This is a genomic window from Thermostichus sp. OS-CIW-20 (genome assembly GCF_054061455.1).
Genome location: NZ_JBSSEF010000005.1, coordinates 104,064 through 126,626, shown reverse-complemented (window position 1 = coordinate 126,626; position 22,563 = coordinate 104,064). Strand labels below are relative to the sequence as shown.

At 59.9% G+C, this 22,563-nt stretch carries 23 protein-coding genes and 1 pseudogene; 12 read left to right on the top strand and 12 right to left on the bottom strand.

Annotation, left to right across the window (positions count from 1 at the left end):
• Window positions 1–9 precede the first annotated feature (9 nt).
• From murG to ACVWXC_RS03870, 3 genes are read right to left on the bottom strand one after another with little or no spacing between them, the layout of a single operon-like run.
• Window positions 10–1,098: an undecaprenyldiphospho-muramoylpentapeptide beta-N-acetylglucosaminyltransferase gene (gene murG / locus ACVWXC_RS03880; protein ID WP_011429735.1), complete on the bottom strand. Its 1,089-nt coding sequence runs from the start codon at window positions 1,096–1,098 to the stop codon at window positions 10–12.
• 7 nt (window positions 1,099–1,105) lie between these two features.
• Complete coding sequence (locus tag ACVWXC_RS03875; protein WP_457391054.1) at window positions 1,106–2,113, bottom strand: photosynthesis system II assembly factor Ycf48; 1,008 nt, start codon at window positions 2,111–2,113, stop codon at window positions 1,106–1,108.
• Window positions 2,110–2,415: a rubredoxin gene (locus ACVWXC_RS03870; protein WP_011429737.1), complete on the bottom strand. Its 306-nt coding sequence runs from the start codon at window positions 2,413–2,415 to the stop codon at window positions 2,110–2,112. Before ACVWXC_RS03870 ends, ACVWXC_RS03875 begins: the two co-directional genes overlap by 4 nt.
• A 469-nt stretch (window positions 2,416–2,884) precedes the next feature.
• On the opposite strand from ACVWXC_RS03870, the gene ACVWXC_RS03865 reads away from it, so the two are divergent.
• From ACVWXC_RS03865 to ACVWXC_RS03850, 4 genes and pseudogenes are all read left to right on the top strand, one after another.
• Window positions 2,885–3,295, top strand: a complete 411-nt coding sequence (locus ACVWXC_RS03865) for an FHA domain-containing protein (RefSeq protein WP_011429738.1) — start codon at window positions 2,885–2,887, stop codon at window positions 3,293–3,295.
• 267 nt (window positions 3,296–3,562) lie between these two features.
• Window positions 3,563–3,722 (top strand): annotated as a pseudogene (locus ACVWXC_RS03860) (zinc ribbon domain-containing protein); the annotation flags it as partial.
• A 534-nt stretch (window positions 3,723–4,256) separates the two neighbouring features.
• Window positions 4,257–5,612 carry an acetyl-CoA carboxylase biotin carboxylase subunit gene (accC, locus tag ACVWXC_RS03855; RefSeq protein WP_011429740.1) on the top strand — a complete coding sequence of 452 codons (1,356 nt, stop codon included), beginning with the start codon at window positions 4,257–4,259 and terminating at the stop codon, window positions 5,610–5,612.
• A gap of 31 nt (window positions 5,613–5,643) precedes the next feature.
• Window positions 5,644–6,702 (top strand): tyrosine-type recombinase/integrase, encoded by a 1,059-nt coding sequence (locus ACVWXC_RS03850; RefSeq protein ID WP_240527717.1) that lies wholly within the window; start codon window positions 5,644–5,646, stop codon window positions 6,700–6,702.
• Window positions 6,703–6,865: 163 nt separating this feature from the next.
• On the opposite strand, the gene ACVWXC_RS03845 is transcribed toward ACVWXC_RS03850, so the two are convergent.
• From ACVWXC_RS03845 to ACVWXC_RS03830, 4 genes are all read right to left on the bottom strand, one after another.
• Window positions 6,866–7,879: a hypothetical protein gene (locus tag ACVWXC_RS03845; RefSeq protein ID WP_011429743.1), complete on the bottom strand. Its 1,014-nt coding sequence runs from the start codon at window positions 7,877–7,879 to the stop codon at window positions 6,866–6,868.
• Window positions 7,870–8,472 carry a DnaJ domain-containing protein gene (locus ACVWXC_RS03840; protein ID WP_457391057.1) on the bottom strand — a complete coding sequence of 201 codons (603 nt, stop codon included), beginning with the start codon at window positions 8,470–8,472 and terminating at the stop codon, window positions 7,870–7,872. Before ACVWXC_RS03840 ends, ACVWXC_RS03845 begins: the two co-directional genes overlap by 10 nt.
• Window positions 8,473–8,797: 325 nt before the next feature.
• Window positions 8,798–9,136, bottom strand: coding sequence for a hypothetical protein (locus ACVWXC_RS03835; protein WP_041438164.1), 339 nt, complete (start codon window positions 9,134–9,136; stop codon window positions 8,798–8,800).
• On the bottom strand, window positions 9,129–9,881 hold the full coding sequence (locus ACVWXC_RS03830) for a DUF561 domain-containing protein (protein WP_011429746.1): 753 nt from the start codon (window positions 9,879–9,881) through the stop codon (window positions 9,129–9,131). Before ACVWXC_RS03830 ends, ACVWXC_RS03835 begins: the two co-directional genes overlap by 8 nt.
• Window positions 9,882–10,053: 172 nt before the next feature.
• Between ACVWXC_RS03830 and speB the strand changes: the two genes are divergently transcribed.
• From speB to proC, 4 genes are all read left to right on the top strand, one after another.
• Window positions 10,054–10,959: an agmatinase gene (speB, locus tag ACVWXC_RS03825; protein WP_457391060.1), complete on the top strand. Its 906-nt coding sequence runs from the start codon at window positions 10,054–10,056 to the stop codon at window positions 10,957–10,959.
• 147 nt (window positions 10,960–11,106) lie between these two features.
• Complete coding sequence (locus tag ACVWXC_RS03820) at window positions 11,107–11,829, top strand: YggS family pyridoxal phosphate-dependent enzyme (protein ID WP_457391062.1); 723 nt, start codon at window positions 11,107–11,109, stop codon at window positions 11,827–11,829.
• A gap of 573 nt (window positions 11,830–12,402) precedes the next feature.
• Window positions 12,403–12,972 carry a cell division protein SepF gene (locus ACVWXC_RS03815; protein ID WP_099884564.1) on the top strand — a complete coding sequence of 190 codons (570 nt, stop codon included), beginning with the start codon at window positions 12,403–12,405 and terminating at the stop codon, window positions 12,970–12,972.
• 5 nt (window positions 12,973–12,977) lie between these two features.
• Window positions 12,978–13,781 carry a pyrroline-5-carboxylate reductase gene (gene proC, locus ACVWXC_RS03810; protein WP_011429750.1) on the top strand — a complete coding sequence of 268 codons (804 nt, stop codon included), beginning with the start codon at window positions 12,978–12,980 and terminating at the stop codon, window positions 13,779–13,781.
• On the opposite strand, the gene ACVWXC_RS03805 is transcribed toward proC, so the two are convergent.
• The 3 genes from ACVWXC_RS03805 to ACVWXC_RS03795 form a co-directional block, all read right to left on the bottom strand.
• Window positions 13,767–14,981 carry an NAD(P)/FAD-dependent oxidoreductase gene (locus tag ACVWXC_RS03805; RefSeq protein WP_011429751.1) on the bottom strand — a complete coding sequence of 405 codons (1,215 nt, stop codon included), beginning with the start codon at window positions 14,979–14,981 and terminating at the stop codon, window positions 13,767–13,769. The genes proC and ACVWXC_RS03805 overlap by 15 nt on opposite strands.
• Window positions 14,982–15,030: 49 nt before the next feature.
• Window positions 15,031–16,281 (bottom strand): MDR family MFS transporter, encoded by a 1,251-nt coding sequence (locus ACVWXC_RS03800; protein WP_457391064.1) that lies wholly within the window; start codon window positions 16,279–16,281, stop codon window positions 15,031–15,033.
• Between the two features lie 445 nt (window positions 16,282–16,726).
• Window positions 16,727–17,020 carry a hypothetical protein gene (locus ACVWXC_RS03795; protein WP_011429755.1) on the bottom strand — a complete coding sequence of 98 codons (294 nt, stop codon included), beginning with the start codon at window positions 17,018–17,020 and terminating at the stop codon, window positions 16,727–16,729.
• Window positions 17,021–17,234: 214 nt separating this feature from the next.
• On the opposite strand from ACVWXC_RS03795, the gene ACVWXC_RS03790 reads away from it, so the two are divergent.
• From ACVWXC_RS03790 to ACVWXC_RS03775, 4 genes are all read left to right on the top strand, one after another.
• A complete protein-coding gene (locus ACVWXC_RS03790; protein ID WP_011429756.1) occupies window positions 17,235–17,477 on the top strand; it encodes a Ycf34 family protein in 243 nt (80 codons plus the stop codon).
• A gap of 121 nt (window positions 17,478–17,598) precedes the next feature.
• Window positions 17,599–18,612: an oxygen-dependent coproporphyrinogen oxidase gene (hemF, locus tag ACVWXC_RS03785; RefSeq protein WP_457391153.1), complete on the top strand. Its 1,014-nt coding sequence runs from the start codon at window positions 17,599–17,601 to the stop codon at window positions 18,610–18,612.
• 31 nt (window positions 18,613–18,643) lie between these two features.
• Window positions 18,644–19,339: an alpha/beta hydrolase gene (locus ACVWXC_RS03780; RefSeq protein ID WP_457391067.1), complete on the top strand. Its 696-nt coding sequence runs from the start codon at window positions 18,644–18,646 to the stop codon at window positions 19,337–19,339.
• 73 nt (window positions 19,340–19,412) lie between these two features.
• Window positions 19,413–20,891, top strand: coding sequence for a hypothetical protein (locus tag ACVWXC_RS03775; protein ID WP_457391069.1), 1,479 nt, complete (start codon window positions 19,413–19,415; stop codon window positions 20,889–20,891).
• On the opposite strand, the gene ACVWXC_RS03770 is transcribed toward ACVWXC_RS03775, so the two are convergent.
• Together ACVWXC_RS03770 and ACVWXC_RS03765 are read right to left on the bottom strand one after the other, a co-directional pair.
• Window positions 20,888–21,784, bottom strand: coding sequence for a putative CRISPR-associated protein (locus ACVWXC_RS03770; RefSeq protein WP_099812327.1), 897 nt, complete (start codon window positions 21,782–21,784; stop codon window positions 20,888–20,890). The two genes, ACVWXC_RS03775 and ACVWXC_RS03770, sit on opposite strands and share 4 nt — an antisense overlap.
• A gap of 53 nt (window positions 21,785–21,837) precedes the next feature.
• A complete protein-coding gene (locus tag ACVWXC_RS03765) occupies window positions 21,838–22,554 on the bottom strand; it encodes a hypothetical protein (RefSeq protein ID WP_414388361.1) in 717 nt (238 codons plus the stop codon).
• Between the last annotated feature and the right edge of the window lie 9 nt (window positions 22,555–22,563).

Here is a 22,563-nt window from a genome sequence, read left to right as displayed (position 1 = left end):
TTGGGGGAGTTAACGGGCGGAATCTCGGCAGATCTCCTGGAGCAGGCGGGCAACTGCCTTGCTGGCAGCAGGAGGAGCTGTCGCCTTCAAGTTGGCGGCCATTTGGGCAACCACCTGGGGCTGAGCCAACCAGGCCAGGGCCGTCTGCCGCAGCAAGTCCAGATTCGCTTCCGATTCTCGCATGACCACTCCCCCGCCGCGACCCACAAAAGCCAGGGCGTTGTGGTACTGATGATCCTCGGCGGCAAAGGGGTAGGGGATCAAAATGGCCGGGGTGGCGGTGGCCCACAACTCCGCCAAGCTGAGAGCGCCAGCCCGGCTGATGGCAAAAGTTGCCCGCTGCAGCAAGGCGGCCACATCGGCGCGGAAAGGAAAAGCGCGGTAGCGGGGGTGGGAAGGGATCCCGACCTCACTGCCGCCGGTCAAATGCACAATCCACGCCCCTGCCTCCAACCAGGCGGGGGCACAGGCGGCAACCAGGCGGTTCAGGCCCCGCGCCCCCTGGCTCCCCCCCATCACCACAATCAAAGGATCCCCCTCTGGAATCGGCAGATCCGCGGGCAAGGGCTGGGGCTGATAGAACTCCGCCCGCACTGGCGTGCCCACCACCCGGGTAACTGCCCCTGGCAAATGCTCTGCCGTTTCCGCCATGCCCAGGGCCACCAGCCGGCAAAATCTTCCCAGCCAGCGGGTCACCTTGCCCGGAAGGCAGTTGGACTCGTGCAGCAACACCGGCACCCCCAGCGAGCGAGCTGCCAAGATGGTCGGGGCGGCGATGTAGCCGCCGGTGGTCAACACCACGTCAAACTGGCCTGAAGCCAGGATCTGCCGCACCTGCAGCGTTGCCCGCGCCAACTGAACCAGGGATCCCAGCTTCTGCCAGGGGGATCCCTGCCAGCCGGACATGGCCACTCGGTGCAGCGGGTAGCGGTCCGGCACCAGCTTCGCCTCCAGCCGCTGCGGCACCCCCAGCCACTCAATCTGCCAGGTGGGCAACTGCTCGACAACGGCCAGCGCCGGAAAGATATGCCCCCCCGTCCCGCTGGCCGCCACCAGCAGCCGTGGTGGTGAGGTGGGATCCCTCCTGTCTCCATTCACCCTAGGACTAGGACGGGGAATTGCTGTAGCCAACGTAGCGCAAAAGCGTGCCCCGCTGCCCCAAGATAAATCCTCGGTCGGGGCCAAAGAACTCGATGCTGTAGAAATTGGCGGGAATGTTGCTCAATTTCTTGGCCTCCTCCCAGGTTTTGCCGCCATCGGGGCTGTGGATCAGAGTGCCGCCGCCGCCCACCACCCAGAGGTCGTGGTCGTTCTGGTAGGCCGCATTTAGATAGCCAAAGCTGAGGGCACGCCCGGGTCGCAACGGCTTGGACCACTCGCCGGAGGTGAAGTCACTCGTGAAGGCGATCTCCGCGCCTTGGTTCAATTTCCAGGCGCTGCCGTTGGGGCCAAAGCCCATGTTCTGAATGCGGCGAGAGCTTTCCCGCGGATACGGCTTCCAGGATCGGCTTTCTGGAGTGTAGAGAAAGTAGAAGCTGCCCCGCGACGACACGGCCAGATACTCTCCTCCTGGGCCGCGGGCAATGTTTTTAATCGCCCCAATCGGCTCTTCCACCTGGGCATGCCAGGTCTGTCCTCCATCTTCCGTGCGGTAGATGGCCCCCACATTGGTTACCATCTCAGCCGCTCCAGGACCCAGGGCTTGGATTAGGATCGGCTCCCCCGGCAGTTGCTTGCTGAGACGAATGGATGTCCAGTCGGATCCCTCGTTGAGCGTGTGGAGGAGGATCCTCGGCTGCCCCACCACCCAGCCTTCTGCTCCGGCAAAGCTAATCGAGCTCAGATAGGCTTCCGGCTCCAGTGCCGTCAGCTTGCGCACCTGCCAGTGGAGGCCGCCATCCTGAGACTCCAACAGCGTCGCTTTATCGCCCACCAGCCAGCCATGAGAAGGGTTGGTGCCGGTGAAAGCAATGTCCAGCAGAATGTTCTGGGTGGGCACCTCGACTTGTTGCCAGGGCACCACCTTCATGTCCGGCATCCGCGCCGCCATCAGCAAGAGAGAGAAGGCAGCTAGCAGCACCAGTCTCCAGAGCTTAAGCATTTTGGCCATCACTCGACGAAATAGAAACTCATCAAAAACAAAAATCCCAGCGCCAACCCCAAGAAGATGAGCAGGTTTTTCTGGGCAGGGGTCATCACATTGACCCCCAGGCCATAGCGCAAGTTCTCTTGAAAACCGGAAGGCTTGCCCTTGGCGCCCACCGCTTGAAACAGGCGCTTGCCGGCGCGGCACACCGGACATCTCCAGTCGGCGGGCAGCTCCTCAAAGGGCACACCTGCCGGGATCCGATTGAGCTGATCCCCCTTGGCCGGCTCGTAAACATAGCCACAAGAGCGACATTCATAGCGCTGCATGCGCAGGGGATCGCCAACCTGTGCATCGGTTTCATCTTCCGGCAACTCGATCAGCTTCGGTACCCTAGAGGGCTTGGGCTGGTTGACGGGATCCGGTTGCGAGCCATTCATGGTCTGGGAGGCATTTGCATCATCAAATCTTATTATGAGAGGAATTGTTACAAAAATCTACTCGGCCTTCTGCTCCTTTCCTTTCTCAGACCTTTCCTCAAAGCATCGATTGCCAACTCAGGGGGCAGGGAGATTTTGCGGAGTTAAAAACAGCCACGAGATGGGATCCCCTGGGACTCGGTCTTGAACAGGGGCATACCTGGCCTCTCTTGACACCTCTCTGGCAGCGTCAAGGAACGTCGTCTCACTCGCCAGCAGGGCAAGGGCTCTGGCAGACAAACCGGCCAGGGTTCACGCCTCGGATCCCATGCTATGTTTTGACTATCCTATTCGCGTGTTGTGCCAGTGGGTGTCCGCTATGACCACGCCCCCTCGCCGACCTACCCTTAACCACGTGTTGATCGTCAAGGATCGCCACGGGCCAAAGGCCTACTGGCTGACAGCCGAGCTCTATTCCTTGGGGCGGGATCCGAGCAACAGCATCCGCATCGACTCCCAATACGTCTCCCGCCACCACGCCATTTTAGTGAAGACCGAATCTCCCTCCTCTCCCGATGGGTTTACTTACCAAATCATCGATGGAGACATCCATGGCACGCCCAGCACCAACGGCCTTTACATCCGGGGGGAGCGGGTGGAGTTTCGCGATCTTGAGGACGGAGACGAGATCCAGTTTGGCAACGACGCTACTGCCACCTACTCCCTGCAAGCTCAGGATTTGGACAGGATTCTCTCCTCCTTTGAAAATACCCAGATCGTTGGCCTGTGAGAGCCGACTCATCAGTCAGGGGGAAGGTTTTGGCGAGGTAGGATGGTTGCCGGCGGGGGATGCTCAACTCCTTGCAGCGCGGCAGCTCCCTGATTTAGAGGCCTGCAGCTTGCCGTCGCCAGTGGTGGGGAGGAGCGCTGCCCGCCACTGTGGAACGGGTAGGCTGCTACTGGGCAGCAAGCGCTGACCGCAGTCTGCAAGCCGGCTCCAACTCCAGAGCCGGCGACCAAGAAAGGCCTACAGCTCGCTGGCGCGAGCCGAGGGAGTAACCGGCAGCCACGCTCCAGAAGGGAGCGGCGTCGCGCTAGTAGTTGGGCGTCCTACCAGTTGCGGCAAATTGATTACCTACGAAGTGCTGTGGGCAGGGGTAGCGATGGTGTGGGTGCCACCTGCCTACAGGTCTCAGACCTGCCACCAGTACTTGTAGATTGGCCAACGGGAAGGGAAGCGATTCCGTTGTAGTCTGGGTTTGCCTTTACCTCTGGGTGGTGATGCGGATTTTGTTTCCCCGCTGGCGCTTTCGCGGCGGAGAGTGGCTGGGGCCATGGCCTCGCTCCGACAACTAGAGAGAGATGGAGGGATCCATTGCCGTCAGAATCGGGCTGGGAGAGCTTCCCGGAGAAGCCTGGGTTTTGAACAGGTCTGTACAGGCTGAGGGGAGCTGAGAGTTATTGCTGATCCAGAGTTTCGCCCCATGCAAGTGCTGGCGCCAAGATCAACCTCTACCTGAAAATCCTCGGATCCCGTCCGGATGGGTAGCCGGAGATGTAGAGTTTGACCCACCGGGATTCTGCTGGATCCCTGCAGCCTCAGCTAGGGTGTCAACTGGATTGATCGGATACGGGATCCCCATCTGGATCCTTCCGTCTGCTTGCCATAGTAGGATCAGCACCTACGTACCCTACCTTGCACGGGCCGCCGGCTTAAGCGGCCAGGGTTCTTCTGACTTGGAACGCTCTCCATGCCGCCCATTACCAAGATCCTGATTGCCAACCGAGGCGAGATCGCCCTGCGCATCATCCGCACCTGTCAGGAAATGGGGATCCGCACCGTGGCTGTCTACTCCACTGCGGATCAGAACTCTCTACATGTCCAACTGGCGGACGAAGCAGTCTGTGTGGGGGAAGCCCCAGTGGCCAAAAGTTATCTCAACATCCCCAACATCATCTCGGCAGCCCTCACCCGCGGGGCCACTGCCATTCATCCGGGCTATGGGTTCTTGGCGGAAAATGCCAAATTTGCCGAGATGTGTGCCGACCACAACTTGATCTTCATCGGCCCCTCGCCAGAGGCGATGCGCAAAATGGCCGACAAAGCCACGGCCCGCGAGACCATGCAGGCGGTGGGCGTGCCGACCGTGCCCGGCAGCCGCGGGCTGATCACCTCTGACGAGGAAGCGGTGAGGCTGGCGGAGAAAATCGGCTATCCCGTGATCATCAAAGCCACCGCCGGCGGCGGGGGGCGGGGCATGCGGGTGGCCAGAGATGCCCAAGAATTGCTGAAGATGATGCGCACCGCCCAGGGGGAAGCCCAGGCGGCCTTTGGCGATGGGGGCATCTATCTGGAGAAATACATCGAGCGCCCCCGCCATGTGGAGTTTCAGATTTTGGCCGACAGCCACGGCAATGTGGTGCACCTCTACGAGCGGGATTGCTCGATTCAGCGGCGCCACCAAAAGCTGCTGGAAGAGGCCCCCAGCCCGGCTCTGACCACGAGCTTGCGCGCCCGCATGGGGGCAGCGGCGGTGAAGGCAGCCAAAGCGGTGAACTACGTGGGGGCGGGCACGGTGGAGTTTCTGCTGGATAAAAACGGCCAGTTCTACTTCATCGAGATGAACACCCGCATCCAGGTGGAGCACCCGGTTACCGAGATGGTGACGGGGCTGGATTTGATTGCCGAGCAAATTCGCATCGCTCAAGGTCAACCCCTGACCTTTCGCCAGAAGGATGTGGAACTGCGGGGCCATGCCATCGAATGCCGCATCAACGCCGAGGATCCCAAGCAGCAGTTTCGCCCTTGCGCTGGCACCATCAGCGCCTATTTGCCTCCTGGAGGGCCGGGGGTGCGCATGGACTCCCACATCTACACCGACTACACCATTCCCCCCTATTACGATTCGCTGTTGGGCAAGCTGATCGTCTGGGGGCCCAACCGGGCAGCCGCCATCCGCCGCATGCAGCGGGCGCTGGGGGAATGCGCCATCACCGGGGTGCCCACCACGATCCCTTTCCACCAGCAGATCCTGCGCCACGAGGCTTTTTTGCGGGGCGAGGTGTACACGGATTTCATCGCCCAACACCTGCTGACTGGCCAGTAGCAATCCCTTCGGAGATTGCCAGAGAGCGTCTTTGAACGGCGCTGGCCAAAAGTTGAGGCTAAAGTTAAAGGTGAGTGGAGGGTTGCTGGTCGTGCCGATGAGGGATCCCCGGCCCGGCTTGGTTCAACAGGCCCATCTCCAGCGTCAGGCGAGCTGCCCCGTGCCCAGCCTGAGCCAGTTGGTGGGGCAATTTTTGCAGGAGCGGCAGCGGGATCTGGCCCCGGCCAGCCGCCGCACCTACCGCATTGCCCTGGAACAGTTTGCCAAAACTTGCCCGGTGCCGCTGCCTCAGGTGCAGCCGTCCCACGTTCAGTCTTTTTTAAACAGCTTGAAGGGGCGTCCATTTCGCAACCGCTCCGGCCAGTGGGTTCATCCGCCCGCCTCTCCCGCCACCTACAACCTCAAGCGGCTGGCGCTGCAGCAGTTTTTTGAGTGGGCCAGCCAACGGGGCTACTTTCCAGATCCCTTGCCCACCCAGGCGATTCGGCCTGCCCGCCTGCCCGCCCGTCTGCCTCGCGACCTGGATCGGCTGTTGTTGCAGCGGGTTCTGCAGCGGGCCCAGAGCCATTCTCTGCGCTATGCGGCCTTGATCCGCCTGCTGCTGGAGTGCGGGCTGCGGGCACAGGAGCTGTTGGACTTGACGGTGCAGGATTTTCAGATCAGCCCTGAGGGATCCCTGTTGGAGGTGCGCTGTGGCAAGGGCAGCAAACCCCGCGCTGTGGCGGTCGGGGATCCCCTCTCCGAGCTGCTGCAACAATATCTGAGCCGAGAACGGGGCCCGTGCGCGCCGACGGATCCCTTGTTTGTCTCCCAATCCCGCTGCCCGGCCTACCGGGGCCGTCCCCTCACCTACGATGGCCTACGTCATATTGTGCTCAAGCTTACCGAGCCCGAGCCGGGCCACCAAACCCCCCACCAGTTTCGCCACAGCTTTGCCACCTTGCTGCTGGATCGCGGCGTTGCCCCCGAACACATCCAACACCTGCTGGGCCATACGACTGCCGCCATGACGATGCGCTACACCCAGCGGGCCAACTTGAGAGCAGCTATTGCCCATTCCCGCGCGATCTTGGATCAGGGCTTGATCTAGGGATCCCCTGTTGCGCCGTGGCCTCTATTACTAGTAGGGAGAGGTTCAGATTGCTAACAGAAAGGGAAGCCGGACATCCAAAGGGCAGCCCCGAAAAAGAAATCAATCAGGTACACCTGGCTAAGGTGCTTGGAATGACCTGAAAACAATCGAATGGGTTATTTCAAGTTACACGCTGGAGAGGAAGGTAGAGCACATGTTCTCTCTCCTTTCCCATAGGCACCTGCGAGCCAAGGCTGGCCTTCTGCTGCTCCAACCAGATGATCAGATGTCTGTTCTCAGGGTAGTATTCCAGAACATACTTAATGAAGTCATCAATTGTACATGGCTTGCTGAAACCTCCCATCCACTGATGAAAGTGGCAATGCACTTCGTCGGCTATGGTAATCAGGTTGGAGAGATTCGCTGCAAGCTTTGGATAGTGCGCTTCAGAGTAGAGATGATGAACCGTTAGGCTACTGGCTGCTTTTCGAGTAACTCTACAAAGATTTTTATCCCTTTTTCTTGCAAGATCTTTTGCCCTTTCTATCTCTCTTTGTCGATCCTGGATTTTCTTGACGATTACCTGAATTTGAGGTTCAATGCGTTCGCTAACATATTGACACCAGTCTTTTCTGTGGTTTTGCTTGAGAACCTCTCCCATAACCTTGGCAAGCTCATAGATACCTCGCAAAGAGAGGTAAACAGTGTCATCATTACCAAAACGTGTGTAATGAACGTCTTTGATTAACTTACTTTGCTTCGATGCAAGCTCAAGCGCCTTCTTAAGGTAGTCAGTTCGAGTTCTAAAGATCATCACAACATCTCGACGAGATAGCCAAAACTGATCTTGTCTTTTGACCAGAGAGGAGCTGTTTTGAAGGATCCTGTAATCTACCAGAGCTTTCTGCTTCTTGCGATGCTCTTCCTTGAACCAATTCCTAATGCTTGTACCTGTAGAGGATTTGCAACCTTGCTCTGATCGAGACCTTAAAAAGGATAAAATGGCATAAGCGCCGGACCGCGTGTATTCCCTTAGCCCAGAACTTTTGTTGATAACACGATAGTCTTTACCTTCCACCAGTTTCCATGCATCATCGGGGATACTGTCAAAGTGAGCTTCAATCTCTCTGAGTTCCTCAAGGCTGATACCCAAGAAGTTGGCGAGCTTGTTTGAGGAAACATAGACTATAGCCATTGCTCAAACTTCTCCGTAAGGCTTTTGTAGAAAAGAGTCAATCGCTGGAAAATTTTGTCATCTCCCGTCGGAGAATCGGGATGGTAAATCTTGCTCAGGCGATAAAAAGCAGCTTTGATGTCTTCATCGGTAGCTCGATCAGGGTCAAGCCCAAAAACCCGCCAAGGCAAGTCGTACTTGAAGATGTTGATCCCATTGATGCAGCCATACCCCTCTTCTCCCTCTTCGTTGGGAAGGATCCCGATGTGCTGACGATAAATGCGCTCCAAATCATCTATGTTGGATAAGTTCAGCTTGCCCATACCACTGGTTGCCAGTCTGAAGCTGGCTGATTTTCTCAGCTCGGCTGCGTTTTTAACGCCAAAGTGGTTGTAAATGGCTTTCTGCAGCTCTTTGACAGGCAGCCGGGGCGGTGGCTGTAGCTGCCTGACTACAAACCGGGCAAAATTCTCTAGGAGCTCCTTAGAAATGCCATAAGTATCCGAAAGACGCTGGATTTCTGCGGCAATCGCCACCTGCGGGTCGGGCCCAGCTCCTTCTTTTGAGGTTGTCCTGGTTGTTTTGGTTTTTGTGCTGGTGGCTTTTCTGGGCACGGTTTCTCCTCAAATCACCAATGCCAAGTGCAAACCTGCACAAAACTCACAGGCTGCCTGTGAACTTATCTGCACGATGAAGCAGAGAATTTCAAATTAGTGAAACAATGTTGTCGGTAACCGTAAAACCCTGCATCACATAGGATGCACCCTGGCGATGCCCAGTTGGATAGATTGGTGTGGGGAGCGAATCCGCACGGGGGATCCCCTGGGCAAATTGCGCCCACATCCGGCCGTTAGAGCACCCTTCCTCTGGAGCGCGCTTACTCTAGCTTGTTTTTCGGATACTTGTCAACCCAAGGTCTGGGGCAGCCTTTGTTTTCCTTCAGCTTTTGGGGATCAGCCGCTTGGGACAGGCAGCACGGATGTGGGATTCGCTCAGGTCGGGCATGAGGGCCAGGGCCCGTTGAGCATCGATTTGCGCTTCGCACACCGCCTCCAGCACCTGTTCGGCCAGAAGGGAAAGGGGCATATCGGCGGTTTGCTCAGGATCGGTATCCTCTCTAATTTGTCGAACTCCCACCGGCGGGGGAGGCAACACCAGCGGTGCCGCCTGCGGCGGCAAGGTGGTGGAGGTACCCACCTCCAACTGCGCTTCGGCCAGAGCCACACCGCGCCCTGCCACCCCACCGGGAAAAGGACTCTCCCATCCAATGTCAAACAAGCGCCGACACCCGTGATTCAGACAAAGCTTCCCTCAGCGCCCGCACCTGGGCCACCATGGCCACTTCATCCTGGAGGCGACTGACAGCTCTGCCCACCCCCACTCCTGAAGCACCGGCAGCGATGGCCAAGGGCACCGTCACCGCTGAGAGGCCAGAGGCGCAGATGACCGGCAGCGAGACCACCCGGCTAATCTCATAGGCGGCAGCCAGGGTGGGGGCAGCCTTCTCGATTAGGCCCAGGGATCCGCCGTGACGGGGCTCAGCGCTGGTGCCGCCCTCGGTTTGGATGAGATCGGCCCCCAGATCCTCCAGTTTCTCTGCCAATTCCGCCTGCTGATCCAAAGGCAGCGTATGGGGAACGGTAACCGACAGGAGAGTGCGCGGCAGCAGGGAGCGGGTTTGGCGAGTGAGATCTAGAACTTCCGCAGCGGAGAAGATGCGGCCCGAAGGGTAGAAGCTGTCGTAATTGCCGATCTCGGCCATGTCGGCCCCCGCCTGCACGGCAGCAGCCAATTGCTGCGGGTCCACCGCCGACACGCAGATGGGCAGCTCGATCTGGGCTCGCACCTGCTGCACCAATTCGGGACTGGCGGCGATATCCACCCAAGTGGCTCCTCCCTCCTGGGCGGCGCGGGTGACTTTCAGCACCGACTGCAGGTCGAAGTTTTGCAGGCCGCTGATGATCTTGAGGGCACGGCGCCGGGCAAGGGCGTCGAAAAGGGCAGCTTGAGAGGCTGTGGTCATAGGCTTGTCAGCTTGTGGAAACGGGACACAGGAGGAGTGCAAGCAAATCGGCTGTGGAAACCTTTGCTCAGTCTAGAGGGTTTGCTGCCATCCTACAAGGGATCCATCCCAATCCTTTCGGACTATCGCAAGATCTTTCAATAAAATAGGGATCCCTTCTTGTGCTCTTGCCATGTACCGCTCTCCTTTCCCCTTCCTGGGCCTGCCTGAGCCGGATCCGGAGATGGCCCAAGCCATTCTGTTGCCCATCCCCTACGAGGCCACCACCTCCTACGGCAAAGGCACCGCCAAAGGCCCCCAAGCACTCCTGGAGGCTTCGGCGTACGTGGAGATCTACGACGAGGTGAGAGACTGCCAGCCGGCTTTCCACCCCAACTTTGCCGCAGAGATCTCCCGCTACTGGACGGCGCCGCCAGTGGAGTTCGAGGGGCTGGACACTCATGAGCTGGCCATGGCCGCAATCCAGCGCCGCGCCGCCGAGTGGGTGAGGCCGGGGCGGTTTTTGCTCTCCATCGGCGGGGAGCACTCCATCACTGGCCCCTTGGTTGCCGCCCACCTGCCCCACTACCCAGAGCTGCACGTGCTGCAGATCGATGCCCACTGCGACCTGAGAGACAGCTACGAGGGATCCCGCTATTCCCACGCTTCCGCCATGGCCCGTGTGGTGGAGCAAGTGGGCGGTCGCCTCACCCAGGTGGGGATCCGCTCCATCTGCGCCGAAGACCGCCAGGCCATTCGCAAGCACCGCTTGCACACCTTCTTCGCCCACAGCCTGCACCACAAGCTCGCCCAGGAGTGGATCCCCGAGGTGATCGCCACGCTGGGATCCCAGGTGTACCTGACGGTGGATGTGGACGGGCTGGATCCTGCTGTTGTGCCGGCCACCGGCACCCCCGAACCGGGTGGACTGGGCTGGTGGGAGACGGTGGAACTGATCCGGGCACTGGGGCAGCAGCGGCAAATCATCGGCGCCGATGTGGTGGAGCTGGCGGTCACCGGGGAACGGGAAACCGATCGCCGCAGCGCCTTCACCGTCGCCAAGCTGGCCTATCAGATCCTGGCGGCGGCCTTGGGCTAAGCTCCAGAAGAACTGGGCTATGGCCGGGTTCCCCCTGTTTCCACCTGGCCGCTGGAGCACCGGCTCCAATCTCGAAGCATCCAGACAAAATGAGGACTGGACTCTCTCTGCCGAGATCTTCTGCTAGCTTCCCAGGTGGCCCCAGCCATGTCTCCGCCTTCTTCCAGCTCCCTTGAACCGTCGCTGCCCCCCGTCGACGAAGAGCTCATCCACAGCCGCATTCAGGCCATCCGCGCCCAGATCCCAGAGCATGTGGAAATCATGGCGGTGAGCAAGGGTTACAGCGTCAACCACATCCGCGCCGCCTATCGGGCCGGGATCCGCCATTTTGGGGAGAGTCGAGTGCAAGAGGCAGCCGCCAAACAGGCGCAACTGCAGGATCTGACCGATATTGTCTGGCACTTGATCGGGCACCTGCAGACCAACAAAGTCAAACCGGCCCTCAGACAATTTGCCTGGATTGACAGCGTCGATAGCCTGCGCCTGGCCAAGCTGATCAACCAAAAAGCCTGGGAGCTGCACCTCACCCCCAAGCTCTGTCTGCAGGTGAAATTGGCCCCGGATCCCCATAAATTTGGCTGGCTCATCCCCGATCTGTTGCAAAGCCTGCCGCAACTGAATCAACTGCTGCAGGTGCAAATTGTGGGCCTGATGACCATTTTGCCTTTGGGCTTGAGCTCAGAGGCAGCCCTGGAGCTGTTTCGCAAGCTGGCCGAGCTGGCCGATCACATCCAGCGCAGCGGCTACGAGCATCTGCAGTTGCACACCCTCTCCATGGGCATGTCCGACGATTACCCCCTGGCGGTGGCAGCAGGCTCTAACTTGATCCGGCTGGGGCGCGCTTTGTTTGCCGATGCCGAACGGAAATAGATAGATGGAGTCTCTATGAAGCCGTTAAATTGTGATTAAATTTTGTGTAAAGCCGTCCAACTCCGGAGCTGCCCTGCAAGGCACGCTCAGGGCTGGAGTTCGGCCTGGATCGGGCAAAAACAGGGGAATCCTGCCTAAAATTTCCCTCGCAGGGCAAATTTTAGGTAAGTTTGTAATCATTGGCGTCACCTCTGTTAACACGTGTTCAAGCCGGACGAGGAGCAGAGTTGACTCTGGCCAGAGCAATGGCCGGACAAGTGGGATGACATCTTTACTTCTTCTGGGTAAACTCGACTCGTCGAGTCCATGGGTTTTGTTAACCTGCGTTGGCAGCTTCTTGAGCAAACCCTGTCTCGGCCTTTTGAAAAACTTTAACTAAAAATATGAGGCTGGAGATGCCCTTTGGCCGGAGTGGGCTACTCAAGATCCCATCAGGAGCCTGAATCCTGCGCTTGCCGCAAACCATGACCTGTAGTGAGGATGTGGACGATGAACGTCAATGGAATCTGGAGCAGGGTAAGAGATTTTGTGGGCCTAAATGATCCCGTGGACAGCCTGGAGGAGTACCCTGAGATGGAAGGGCAGGAGGATTACCAACTGCTCTACGAGGGACGCCGTTCTCAACCGGCTCCCGAAGAGCAGGAAGCCAGTGCCCTTCCACGCGGACGCCGACAGCGGGGAGTGGAAGCCGGGGAAGGGTCTGTCGGTCGAGAAGAGGCGCGGGGCCATCGGCGCAGTCAACATCGGGATCGCCTAGGGGGGGGCAGTATGGGGAGCAACGTGATTGGATTACCGGGCGTCAACCCACCCACTAGCGAAGTGGTGGTGCTGGAGCCGCGCAGCTTTGACGAGATGGCACAAGTCATCCAGTACCTGCGGGAGCGCAAGACGGTGATCATGAACTTGACCCTGATGGATCCCGCCGAGGCGCAGCGATCTGTGGATTTTGTTGCCGGCGGCACCTACGCCATCGATGGCCACCAAGAGCGCATTGGCGAAAGCATTTTTTTGTTCACCCCCAGCACGGTGACGGTCTCTACTCCAAGCAGCCAAGGGATGCCGCCGCTGCAGCGCCCTCTGCAAAGCCCCACCCCTCTCTGGCCCAGCGGCTATGAACATTTGCAGGCGGTGGGGCAGCACTAGCCGGCATGGAGCGACCGCTGCTGAGTGTAATCGGGGGTGGAGCCATGGGATCCGCCCTGCTGCGGCGTTGGGTGGCCGCGGGAGTTTATCCTGCAGCTCAGGTGGCTTTGCGGGAGCCCGACCCGGACAAGGCCAATACCCTACAGCAGGAGCTGGGCATTCGGCTGTTGGCGGATCTTGCCCAAGCAGGAGAGTCTGAGATTTTATTTTTGGCCGTCAAGCCCCAGGTTTTCCCGCAGGTGGTGGCAGAGATGGGCCAGCCGTCCGCCACGCAGTTGGTGATCTCGATTATGGCCGGGATCCCATTGCAGCAGTTGCAGCAGGCTTTTCCCCAGCAAAAGGTGGTGCGCACCATGCCCAACACGCCGGCGCTGGTGGGGGCGGGCATAACGGCCATCAGCTACGGGCCGGGGGTGACGCCCGCCCAGGTAGAGCAGGTGGAGAAGCTATTTCGCGCCGTGGGCCAGGTGGTGACGGTGCCGGAGAGCCAGATGGACGCGGTGACGGCCCTTTCGGGGTCGGGGCCAGGGTATTTGGCGGTGATCCTGGAGGCGCTGATCGACGGCGGGGTAGGGGTGGGGTTGCCGCGCTCCATCGCCACTCAGTTGGCGGTGCAGACCTTGGCGGGCACTGCCGCCCTTATGCAGCAAGAGAACCTTCACCCCGCCCTCCTCAAGGATCAGGTTACCAGCCCAGGGGGAACGACCATTGCCGGGATCCAAGCCCTAGAACAGGCGGGGGTGCGGGGGGCCTTGATGCGGGCGGTGCAGGCAGCCTACGAGCGCTCCCGTCAGCTACAGGGATCCTAGCGCCTGCCACAGCGGGCGGGCGATCCAGTTCCATCCCACCTTGAGCTGGTGCTCCAGGGTAGGGAGGCGCACCAGGTAGGCAGCTCGTCGGGCCAAATAGCCCAAGGGGCCGCTTAGGGTGAGGCCAGCGAGGGTGGAGACTACCGCCGCATCCACTCCCAAGCTCAGCATCTCCCCCAGAGAGAAGTAACGGAACGGCAGCAGGGGCCGCTCCTGCGTGAGCAGAGCCCACAGGTTCCAAGCACAATAGCCGGCCTGCTGAAAAGCCGCTTGGGCAGTGGCGGGCACCGGCTGGCCACTGGCATCCAGCACCGCCGCCGCATCTCCCAACGCGAAGATCTCTGGGAAGGTGGGAGTTTGCAGGGTGGGCAAAACCTGCAGCCGTCCCCGCTCAGTTTTGGGCAGATCCAAGTTGGCAATCACCGCTGCCGGTCGGGTTCCGACGGTCCACAGCACGCCATCCACAAGATCCGTGGCCATCTCTTGGGCCGCCAGCCGCTGCAGTTGCAGGCGGAAGGGAGGGGCGCCGTTCTCGCCCAGGGCCTCGATGCCCAAGACCTTGGTTTGCAACTCCACCTGCACCCGCCGTTGGGCCAGCGCCGCCTGGGCCGCCTCCCGGCTGGAGGGGGCAAACCCCGACAAAATCTGGGATCCCAGCTCAATAAGACGGATCCGGCCGCGCGATCCCAGCCGGTCAGCCAATTTGCAGGCTAGCTCTACGCCGCTGGCCCCCGCCCCCACAATAGCCAGGTGGATCGCCTGAGCCGGATCCCGGGCTTCTAGAGTTTGCAGGTGGGCCCGCAGCCGCTGGGCATCGGCCAGGGTGCGGAAGGGAAAGGCCAACTCTGTTGCTCCTGGCACGCCCTGCAGGGGAGTTTCCCCTCCCAGGGCCAGCACCAAGGCGTCGTACTCCAAGGTCTGCCCTTCTGCTAAAAAGACGCGGTGGTCTTGGAGGTCAACCGACTGCACCGCGCCGCGGCGAAACTCTACCCCCTCCGGCAGCAGATCCTGAAAACGGGGGGCCACCTCCCACTCTTCCATCTCACCAGTGAGCAGCTCGTAGAGCAAAGGAGCAAAGACAAAGCGCTCCTGACGATCCACCAGGGTAATCTGGGGCGGCTCCGGCCAAGGTCGGCAGATAAGCTCCAGGGCTGTGTACAGCCCGCCAAAGCCGCCCCCAAGGATGCAAATACGACGCATGTTCAGAAAGCTGAAGGTAACATTAGCTTAACAAGCTGCCCATCTCCTCCTAGAGCTTGCTGGCCAGGGGAGCAGCCTCCTTGGCGCGAAGGGGCAGAAGGCCATCCAAAACGTTAAGGATCCCCCAGACAAGACTAACGCTGGCCACCCAAAACAACCACAGCCCGCCTGCCCACGCTGGCGGCAGATCCAGAGCCACTCCCCCAATGAGCGGCCCAACGGCAAAGCCTGCTGCCCAACAGAGGGAGTTGACCGACAGATACACCCCCCGCAGATGATCCGGGGCCAAATCTGCCACCAGCGCCGAAGCGGAGGGATTGTAGCTCACCAAGGCCAACGAGAGCACTGCCAAGGCCAAGGCCGCCATCCCTATAGCCGGCATCGCTCCCAACTGGGCCGCCAGGCCGCTGAGCCAAACCAAACCAAATCCCAGCCCCCACATCAGTGCGGATCCCCGGAGGGTGCGGACACGCGTCCAGCGATTGAGCCAACGAGCTGCCGGCATCTGCAGCAGGGCAACGAGGGCGCCGTGCAGAGCAAACAACGTGCCAATCTGTACCTCAGGCATCCCAGCCCCCTTGCGCAAGTAAAGGGGCAAGCTGCTGCTGAGTTGGGCAATGTAGGTGGTGAAGAAAATGTTGGCCGCGGCAAACACCAATAGGGGGCGATCCCTCAGGGCGGCTTTCCAGCCTGCGAACTCTGCCGCCGACGGAGCTACCCGAGTTTCCCGAATGCAAAGCCAGAGCAGGGCTAAAAAAATCAAGTACGTGAGGCCGTCGATAATAAACAAGAGGCGGTAGTTCTTCGTCAGAGCCACCAGGGCGCTGGCCATGGCCACGCCGAGGCTCAGGCCCAAGTTATCCCCCAGGCGGTTTAGGGCATAGGCTTCGTTGCGCTGCTCGCGCGGGGTTAGATCCGCTACTATTGCTTCCGCCGGCGGCCAATAGAGGCCCTGCGCAAACCCCGCCACCAGGTTGGCCAAGGCAAAGCTCCAGAAGCCACGGGAAAGGGCAAAGCCGAAGGATCCCAGCGCGGAAATGGCCAGCGAGAGGATCAAAGTGGAGCGGCGGCCCCAAGCTCCGTCTGCCATCGAACCTCCGAGGATGCGGCCAAATACGCCAGTAAAGGCCATCAAGCCCAGGCCCAAACCCACCTGGGTAGCTGTCAGCCCCACCTGATTGACGAAAAAGAGGCTGGCGTAGAACAGGGTAAAGCCGGTTCCGGTTTGGGAGAGCAGCCGACCGATAAAGATTAGCCAAACCTGAAAACTTAGCTTTGGCCACCAGGACGGGATCCGCATAGGGGATGCAACGGGAGATAGGTTAGCTAGCTTACGGGATCCCGGTCGCTGACGCCAGATCCACTTCAGCGGGCGGAAAACTGAGGGGGAGCCAGCGGCTCACCCTCCAAAGATCCGGCGGAAACTGCAATTAACTCCCCAAGTTGAGGTATTCGCTCAACAGCCGCGCCAGCCGGTACACTCGGTAGTCGAGCTGGGCCAAGCTATTTTCCATTGCCTTCATCACCCTTGCACACACCTTTTCCTACGCTTTCCTGCAGCCCTTCCTTGAGCCAACCCCGGCTGTTTCCTTGAGCTAGGAAGCGCAAAGGCAAAGGGGCCAGCCAGCAGGGCTGCTAGCCCCGATTATAGACAAAATTTGACAAAGCTTAAACAAGTATTAAGGAGAAAGTGCCCCTGTCCCGCGCCCCCAGGGATCCCTGGGGCCGCCAGGTTCAGATGGCTGCTAGCTGACGGTCACCGGCGACTCGGCTGCCGCAGCGCGCTCTTCCTCTTCTTCCGGTGGAACAGCCACAAACTCGATGTGGTTGAGCAGCGTCGTCACGAAGGCAAAGAGCAGAAAAGGCAGGGAGATGACCAAGATCAGCGCGATGGTGAGAAAGGCGTAGAGGGGGCTATTCATCAAAGAGAGGGCGGCACCCAGGCCGGCAAAAATCACGATTAGCCAAACGATGATCTGGCCGTAGATATCCCCAAAGGAGAGGGTGCAGGTAAAGCGGTAGCGGGTGTGGGTGTTCATGGCAATTTCTCGGGATAGCCTGGTTGACTCGATCCTGACTAGGAACCAAACCTTAGCCTCATGGGTGGATGAGTATCTTGAGATTTTAGACGAGAGAAGGGGAGATGCCTCTCTTTCCTAAGAAATGCCTCAGGAGTCGGTTGAGCAAGCCGGATCCCCCGCCTCTGAGAATGCTATCGTCGAGGTCACAGACTCTTTCGGGTAGGCAGCAGCCATGTGCATTTGTATTCACTGCTACTATGTGGATCGTTGCACCACCTATCACGCTGTGGAAGCGCAGCACCAGCAGCCCCACCTCACCCTGACGCCAGATTTTGAGCCGCAAGGACCCCAGATCAACGTCAACATCCGCAACGGCGGCACCGAGATGGAGTGGGATGTGGTGGCCTGCCAGAGCTTTCGCGAGGAGCGGAACAAGTGGGCTCGGCTTCGCCCCCAGGAGGTCGTTCCCACTTAAAATCCTAGGAGTGGCCTAGATCGCCGAAAAAGGGTTCTCCGCGCCTGCGGGGCTTGAGCCTTGGGTCTGCCCTTAGCAGGGGGAGGTTGTTCTGTCCGTTTCAAGAGATGGAAAGACGATGATGCTGACCGCAAGCCCGACAGCGCCGCCAACAGATGCCCGTCAACGAGTAAGCCAGTTTATGCGGCACCTCCAGGACGAGATCTGCGCTCGCCTAGAAGCACTGGACGGCAAAGCCAAGTTTCGGGAAGACAGTTGGGAGCGTCCCGGAGGAGGGGGTGGACGCTCGCGGGTTATCCAGCAGGGAGGGGTGTTCGAGCAAGGAGGGGTCAATTTTTCCGAGGTGTTTGGATCCCAGCTGCCCCCTTCGATTTGCAAACAGCGCCCAGAGGCAGCAGGGCATCCTTTCTACGCCACCGGCACCTCGATGGTGTTGCACCCCCGCAACCCCTACGTGCCGACGGTTCACCTCAACTACCGCTATTTTGAGGCGGGGCCGGTTTGGTGGTTTGGCGGCGGCATGGATCTCACCCCCTACTACCTGTTTGAGGAGGATGCGGCCCATTTTCACCGCACTGCCAAGGCGGCCTGCGACCGGCTGGATCCGGCCTACTACCCGGCTTTCAAGATCTGGTGCGACCGCTACTTCTTCTTGCCCCATCGGGGCGAGGCCCGCGGCGTGGGCGGCATTTTCTTTGACTATCAAGACGACCGGCCTAGGCTGCTCTACCGTCCTGAGGGCGAGGCAGAAGCGGATCCCGAGCAGCTCGCCGCTGAGCCGCCGCCCCTCCAGGTGCGGGTGGGATCCCGCAGTTGGGAACACCTCTTTGAGCTGGTGCAAGCCTGTGCCGAGGCGTTCTTGCCCGCCTATGTGCCGATTGTAGAGCGGCGGCAGGGGATGGAATGGGGGGAGCGGGAACGCCAGTTCCAGCTCTACCGGCGCGGCCGCTATGTGGAGTTCAACCTAGTCTACGACCGGGGCACGGTCTTTGGTCTCCAGACCCAAGGCCGTACCGAGTCGATCCTGATGTCGCTGCCGCCCTTGGTGCGCTGGGAATACGGCTACGAGCCACCGCCCGATAGCTGGGAAGCTAAGCTCTACGAAGTGCTGCGCCAGCCTCGGGATTGGGTCTAGGCGGCATTGGTCTCGATTTCTGAGGATTGCAGTGTCTTCCCCGCTGCCCCTTGCCTACCGCTTTCAACCCCCCCGCCACGCCGGGCCCGGCAAGGCGCCGGTGTTGGTGATGCTGCACGGGATCGGCAGTCATGAGGGGGATCTCCTCCAGTTGGCCCCTTACTTGGATCCCCGCTTGGCGGTGATTAGCCTAAGGGCGCCGCTTCCCTGGGGGGCAGGTGGCTTTGCCTGGTTTGAAATGGCCTGGACGCCGGAAGGGCTGGTGGGGGATCCCGAGCAAGCCCGCCGCAGCCGGGAGCTTTTAAGCTGCTTTCTGGATCAGGCTTTGTCCCAGGGAATGGCCGACATTTCCTTGGATCCGGCCCAGGTCTATTTGCTGGGGTTTAGCCAAGGGGCAATCATGAGCTTATATCTGGCTCTAACCCAGCCTGAGAAGCTAGCCGGCGTGGTGGCAATAAGCGGTCGTCTTTCGCCAGAGATCCTGGCCGAGGCGGTAGAGCCAGCCCGGATGCAGCATCTGAAGATCCTGGTGGTTCACGGCACTGCCGATACCGTTTTACCGGTGGCCTTTGGCCGCCAGATCCGCGACTACTTTGCCTTGCTGCCCCTGAGCTTTACTTATCGCGAGTACGCAATGGGCCACGAGGTTTCCCCAGAAAGTTTGCGGGATATCCAAGGGTGGTTGCAAAGTCAGCTGGACAAAAGCTGTGGCCCTCCTTGGAGTTGAACCCTGGGCAAGGGCTGGGAGCCGTTGGGATCCCCTACAATAGCGGCAAAGTTTTTGCCCCCTGAGGGTCTCAGTGAACGGCGGCCAGCCTCCCTACGACATCCTCATCCTCTCCAACGGCCCCGGCGAGCTGCTCACCTGGGTGCGGCCAGTTGTCCTCGAGTTGCGCCAGCAACTGCCCCAGGCCCGTCTTTCCCTGGTCCTCTCTCCTTGTCCGCACGCTTCTGGGCAAGAGATGAAGATAGCGGAGGAATTTATCCAGGTCGATCGGGTTCAGGATCCCGATTTTTTTCTAGCTTTTTTGCTCACTGGCCAAACCGAAGAAGCTTGGGACTGGGCCAAACGGGGGGTGGTGCTGTTTCTGGGGGGGGATCAGTTTTTTGCTGTCTGGATTGCCCGTCGTCTCGGCTACCGCGTGGTGGTGTATGCCGAGCATCGGCCCCGCTGGCGACCCTGGGTAGACGTTTTTGCGGTGCGGACGGAGGAGATCAAACGTCGCTACGACGGGGGACGCCTCCTGGGCCACCGCTGGGCTGCCAAGATGCACGTGGTCGGGGATCTGATGGCCGATGGCGTGGCCAGTGCTGTCTACTTGCCGGGGATACCTCTTCCCGGCTGGCTCAGCAGCCGCTCCCTTCCCCCGCCGACTCCTAGCGCTGCTCCCAAATCGACGGCAGGCTTTTCCACCCTCCTCCAGCCCCTCCCCGATCCCATCGAGGAGCTGGGATCGCTGCGAACGGCACCGGAAAAGGTGGAACCCACCTCTGCCGACGAAGCCTTGCTGCCGCGCGGCTGGCAACGTCTTGGCGATAGCATCCGCACCCACTACCAGGTGGGGCTGCTCCCCGGCTCCAAGCCGGCCAAGCTCTCCTTTGGGGTGCCGCTGGTGCTGGCGGTGGCCGATGAATTGCGCCAGCTGTTGCCCAACGTCCGCTTTGTGATCCCGGTGGCTCCTGGACAGACCCCACAATCCCTGGCGGCCTATGCCCATCCCCGGCTTAACCCCGATATGGCCATCATCTACGGCACCTCCGCCACCCTGGAGCAAACCAATCTTGGATCCCACTTCGTCACCCCCTTTGGCACCACGGTACAGCTGTGGACCCGTTTCCCTGCCTATTCGGTGCTGGCCAACTGCGACCTCTGCCTAACCACAGTTGGGGCCAACACCGCCGAGCTGGCCTACTTAGGGGTGCCGATGGTGGTGGCGATCCCCACCAACAAGCTAGAAGCTATGCGCGCCTGGGACGGGATCCCTGGCCTGTTGGCCCGCTTGCCTGGCCTGGGCACCTGGCTAGCCCGCCTCATCAACAGAATTGCCCTGCAGTGGTTGGGCCACCTGGCTTGGCCAAACATCTGGGCCGGACACGAGGTGGTGCCGGAGCTGCGAAGCCATTTGCGCCCAGCCCAGGTGGCCGAACAGATGCGAGCCCTGTTGGTTAATCCCGAGCGGCGTCAGCAGATGCAGAGGGAATTGCAACGTCTAGGGGGCAGTCCGGGTGCGGCCCAGGCCATCGTACAACTCGTGGCCCAGCAGTTGAGCAAAAGCTAAAGGAGACGGCCAAGGCGCTCCCGCAACTCGGCGGCAGCCTGCTCCAGGTGGTCGGGGGTATAGCCGGTGGTCTCCACCCGAACCGCAAGATGGGTGTCCTGGCTCTCGTGGAGATGAACCCACAAAATGTGGCGACCATCTTCGGTTCTGCGGTTGGCGGCTTTGACGCCGTTTTTGGGGGCAGCGTAGGCGTTTGAGTCGTAGCGAACCAGATCTACCCAGGGAAGGTCGCGCAGGAGCTTTTCCACCTTGACCCAACTGCGAGGACGGTGATGGCTGCTGTCGCTCCGCAATTGGATGACCTGGGAGCGATCTCGACCGGAATCGGGGAGAGCCGCCCGCGGGATCCGCGGCTGGACTTGCGGCTGTAAGTAAGGTAAATACACCAGAGATTTATATTGCTCGTGGATGTAGCAGACCGGGATCCCCAATTGACTGCCCACCACGGCCATGATCATGGCCTGGGCTTTGAAGCCCCCGGTGGCGGCGAAGGTGACGATCCCTTTAGCGCTTTCCGCCAACTGGCGCAACAGCTCGGCCATCCGCTCCAGGGAGGATCCCTCTAGCTCGTAGTTAACGCCGGGGAGGGGCACCAGCGAAACCTGTTGTTGGCCCAGCGCTTCTTCAAAAAAGAGCTGCAAAATCTGGGCACACTCCAGTCCTTCAGAGGTTTCGGAGTAAAGCAAAATCAAGGCATCCTGGGGAGTGGGATCCAGCCGGTAGTAGGTATTGGTTTCGGCGCTGATTAGTTCCAAATCTGTCTTTTTCATCCAGGCCAAGGCCCGTTCCGGATCCCCGATGGTTTTTTGGCCGACCCAAGGGCGTTGTGGTTGCAGGTTTTTGTCCGGGTTGGTGAGCAAAGAGGTGCCCACCGTCATGATGATGGTCTGCATGAGTTATCCCCTAACTTTCTCGCAGTTTTTAAGGGCTCTATCCCCTCTCGCAATCAGAGCAGCCTTACTCTGCGAACTCTGCCATCTTCCCTTAAGTCGAGTACCTCTACCTCCACTTCTTGCCCCACCGTCAGGGATCCGGCCCGTTTCGGCTCTTTTTGGGTGAGCTTGATATTCGTATTCACGATTTGGAAGGTAACTTCGTTGCCCTTGATATTCGTGATGCTGGCCTTGAGGTGTTGCCCAATTTTGAAGCGGGCCTTGGTAGAAGCTGCTGCATTTTCAACTTGGGGCTGAGCCTGCTTTTGTTCAGGTTGCTCTTTGGGCCGCAGTGCCTCTGGCTGGGGCTTGGCCTCGCCGCCGCGGGAATGGGTCGGACGACCGCCATTGGGATCGGGAGGGGACGGGATCTCGCCGATCGGCACTCCCCCATCTTTGTAGTAGCGGGCCAGGCGGGCGGCCCAGCCCAGGATCTGCAGCATCTCAGCCGGCCTATCCTGCAGAGATTGCAAGTACTTTTTACAGGTTTGGTCGATGAGCCGGTAGTAGCGTGGGGTTTCGTTGCTGCGGTGGAGGCCAGTTTCTCGCACCAGCTCGCCGGTGAATCGGAAGAAACGGGATCCCGCGTCGGGGAGATGGACCACCGAGCGGAGGTAGGCGAAGCACTTGCTCAATTCGTTGACATCCACCTCTTCCTTCGCCAAAGTCATGGCGATGCCGTGGGCGAGATCCCAAGATTGGGGGCTGAGATCGACGGGGTCTGACAGCATCGGAGCACC

Excerpts from the sequence above, each read along its gene's own strand:
- ACVWXC_RS03870 (WP_011429737.1), bottom strand. The coding sequence starts at position 2,415 with ATGCAGCGCTATGAATGTCGCTCTTGTGGCTATGTTTACGAGCCGGCC.
- ACVWXC_RS03865 (WP_011429738.1), top strand. The coding sequence starts at position 2,885 with ATGACCACGCCCCCTCGCCGACCTACCCTTAACCACGTGTTGATCGTC.
- accC (WP_011429740.1), top strand. The coding sequence starts at position 4,257 with ATGCCGCCCATTACCAAGATCCTGATTGCCAACCGAGGCGAGATCGCC.
- ACVWXC_RS03845 (WP_011429743.1), bottom strand. The coding sequence starts at position 7,879 with ATGGCTATAGTCTATGTTTCCTCAAACAAGCTCGCCAACTTCTTGGGT.
- ACVWXC_RS03830 (WP_011429746.1), bottom strand. The coding sequence starts at position 9,881 with ATGACCACAGCCTCTCAAGCTGCCCTTTTCGACGCCCTTGCCCGGCGC.
- speB (WP_457391060.1), top strand. The coding sequence starts at position 10,054 with ATGTACCGCTCTCCTTTCCCCTTCCTGGGCCTGCCTGAGCCGGATCCG.
- ACVWXC_RS03820 (WP_457391062.1), top strand. The coding sequence starts at position 11,107 with ATGTCTCCGCCTTCTTCCAGCTCCCTTGAACCGTCGCTGCCCCCCGTC.
- ACVWXC_RS03815 (WP_099884564.1), top strand. The coding sequence starts at position 12,403 with ATGGAAGGGCAGGAGGATTACCAACTGCTCTACGAGGGACGCCGTTCT.
- proC (WP_011429750.1), top strand. The coding sequence starts at position 12,978 with ATGGAGCGACCGCTGCTGAGTGTAATCGGGGGTGGAGCCATGGGATCC.
- ACVWXC_RS03805 (WP_011429751.1), bottom strand. The coding sequence starts at position 14,981 with ATGCGTCGTATTTGCATCCTTGGGGGCGGCTTTGGCGGGCTGTACACA.
- ACVWXC_RS03800 (WP_457391064.1), bottom strand. The coding sequence starts at position 16,281 with ATGCGGATCCCGTCCTGGTGGCCAAAGCTAAGTTTTCAGGTTTGGCTA.
- ACVWXC_RS03795 (WP_011429755.1), bottom strand. The coding sequence starts at position 17,020 with ATGAACACCCACACCCGCTACCGCTTTACCTGCACCCTCTCCTTTGGG.
- ACVWXC_RS03790 (WP_011429756.1), top strand. The coding sequence starts at position 17,235 with ATGTGCATTTGTATTCACTGCTACTATGTGGATCGTTGCACCACCTAT.
- hemF (WP_457391153.1), top strand. The coding sequence starts at position 17,599 with ATGCTGACCGCAAGCCCGACAGCGCCGCCAACAGATGCCCGTCAACGA.
- ACVWXC_RS03770 (WP_099812327.1), bottom strand. The coding sequence starts at position 21,784 with ATGCAGACCATCATCATGACGGTGGGCACCTCTTTGCTCACCAACCCG.
- ACVWXC_RS03765 (WP_414388361.1), bottom strand. The coding sequence starts at position 22,554 with ATGCTGTCAGACCCCGTCGATCTCAGCCCCCAATCTTGGGATCTCGCC.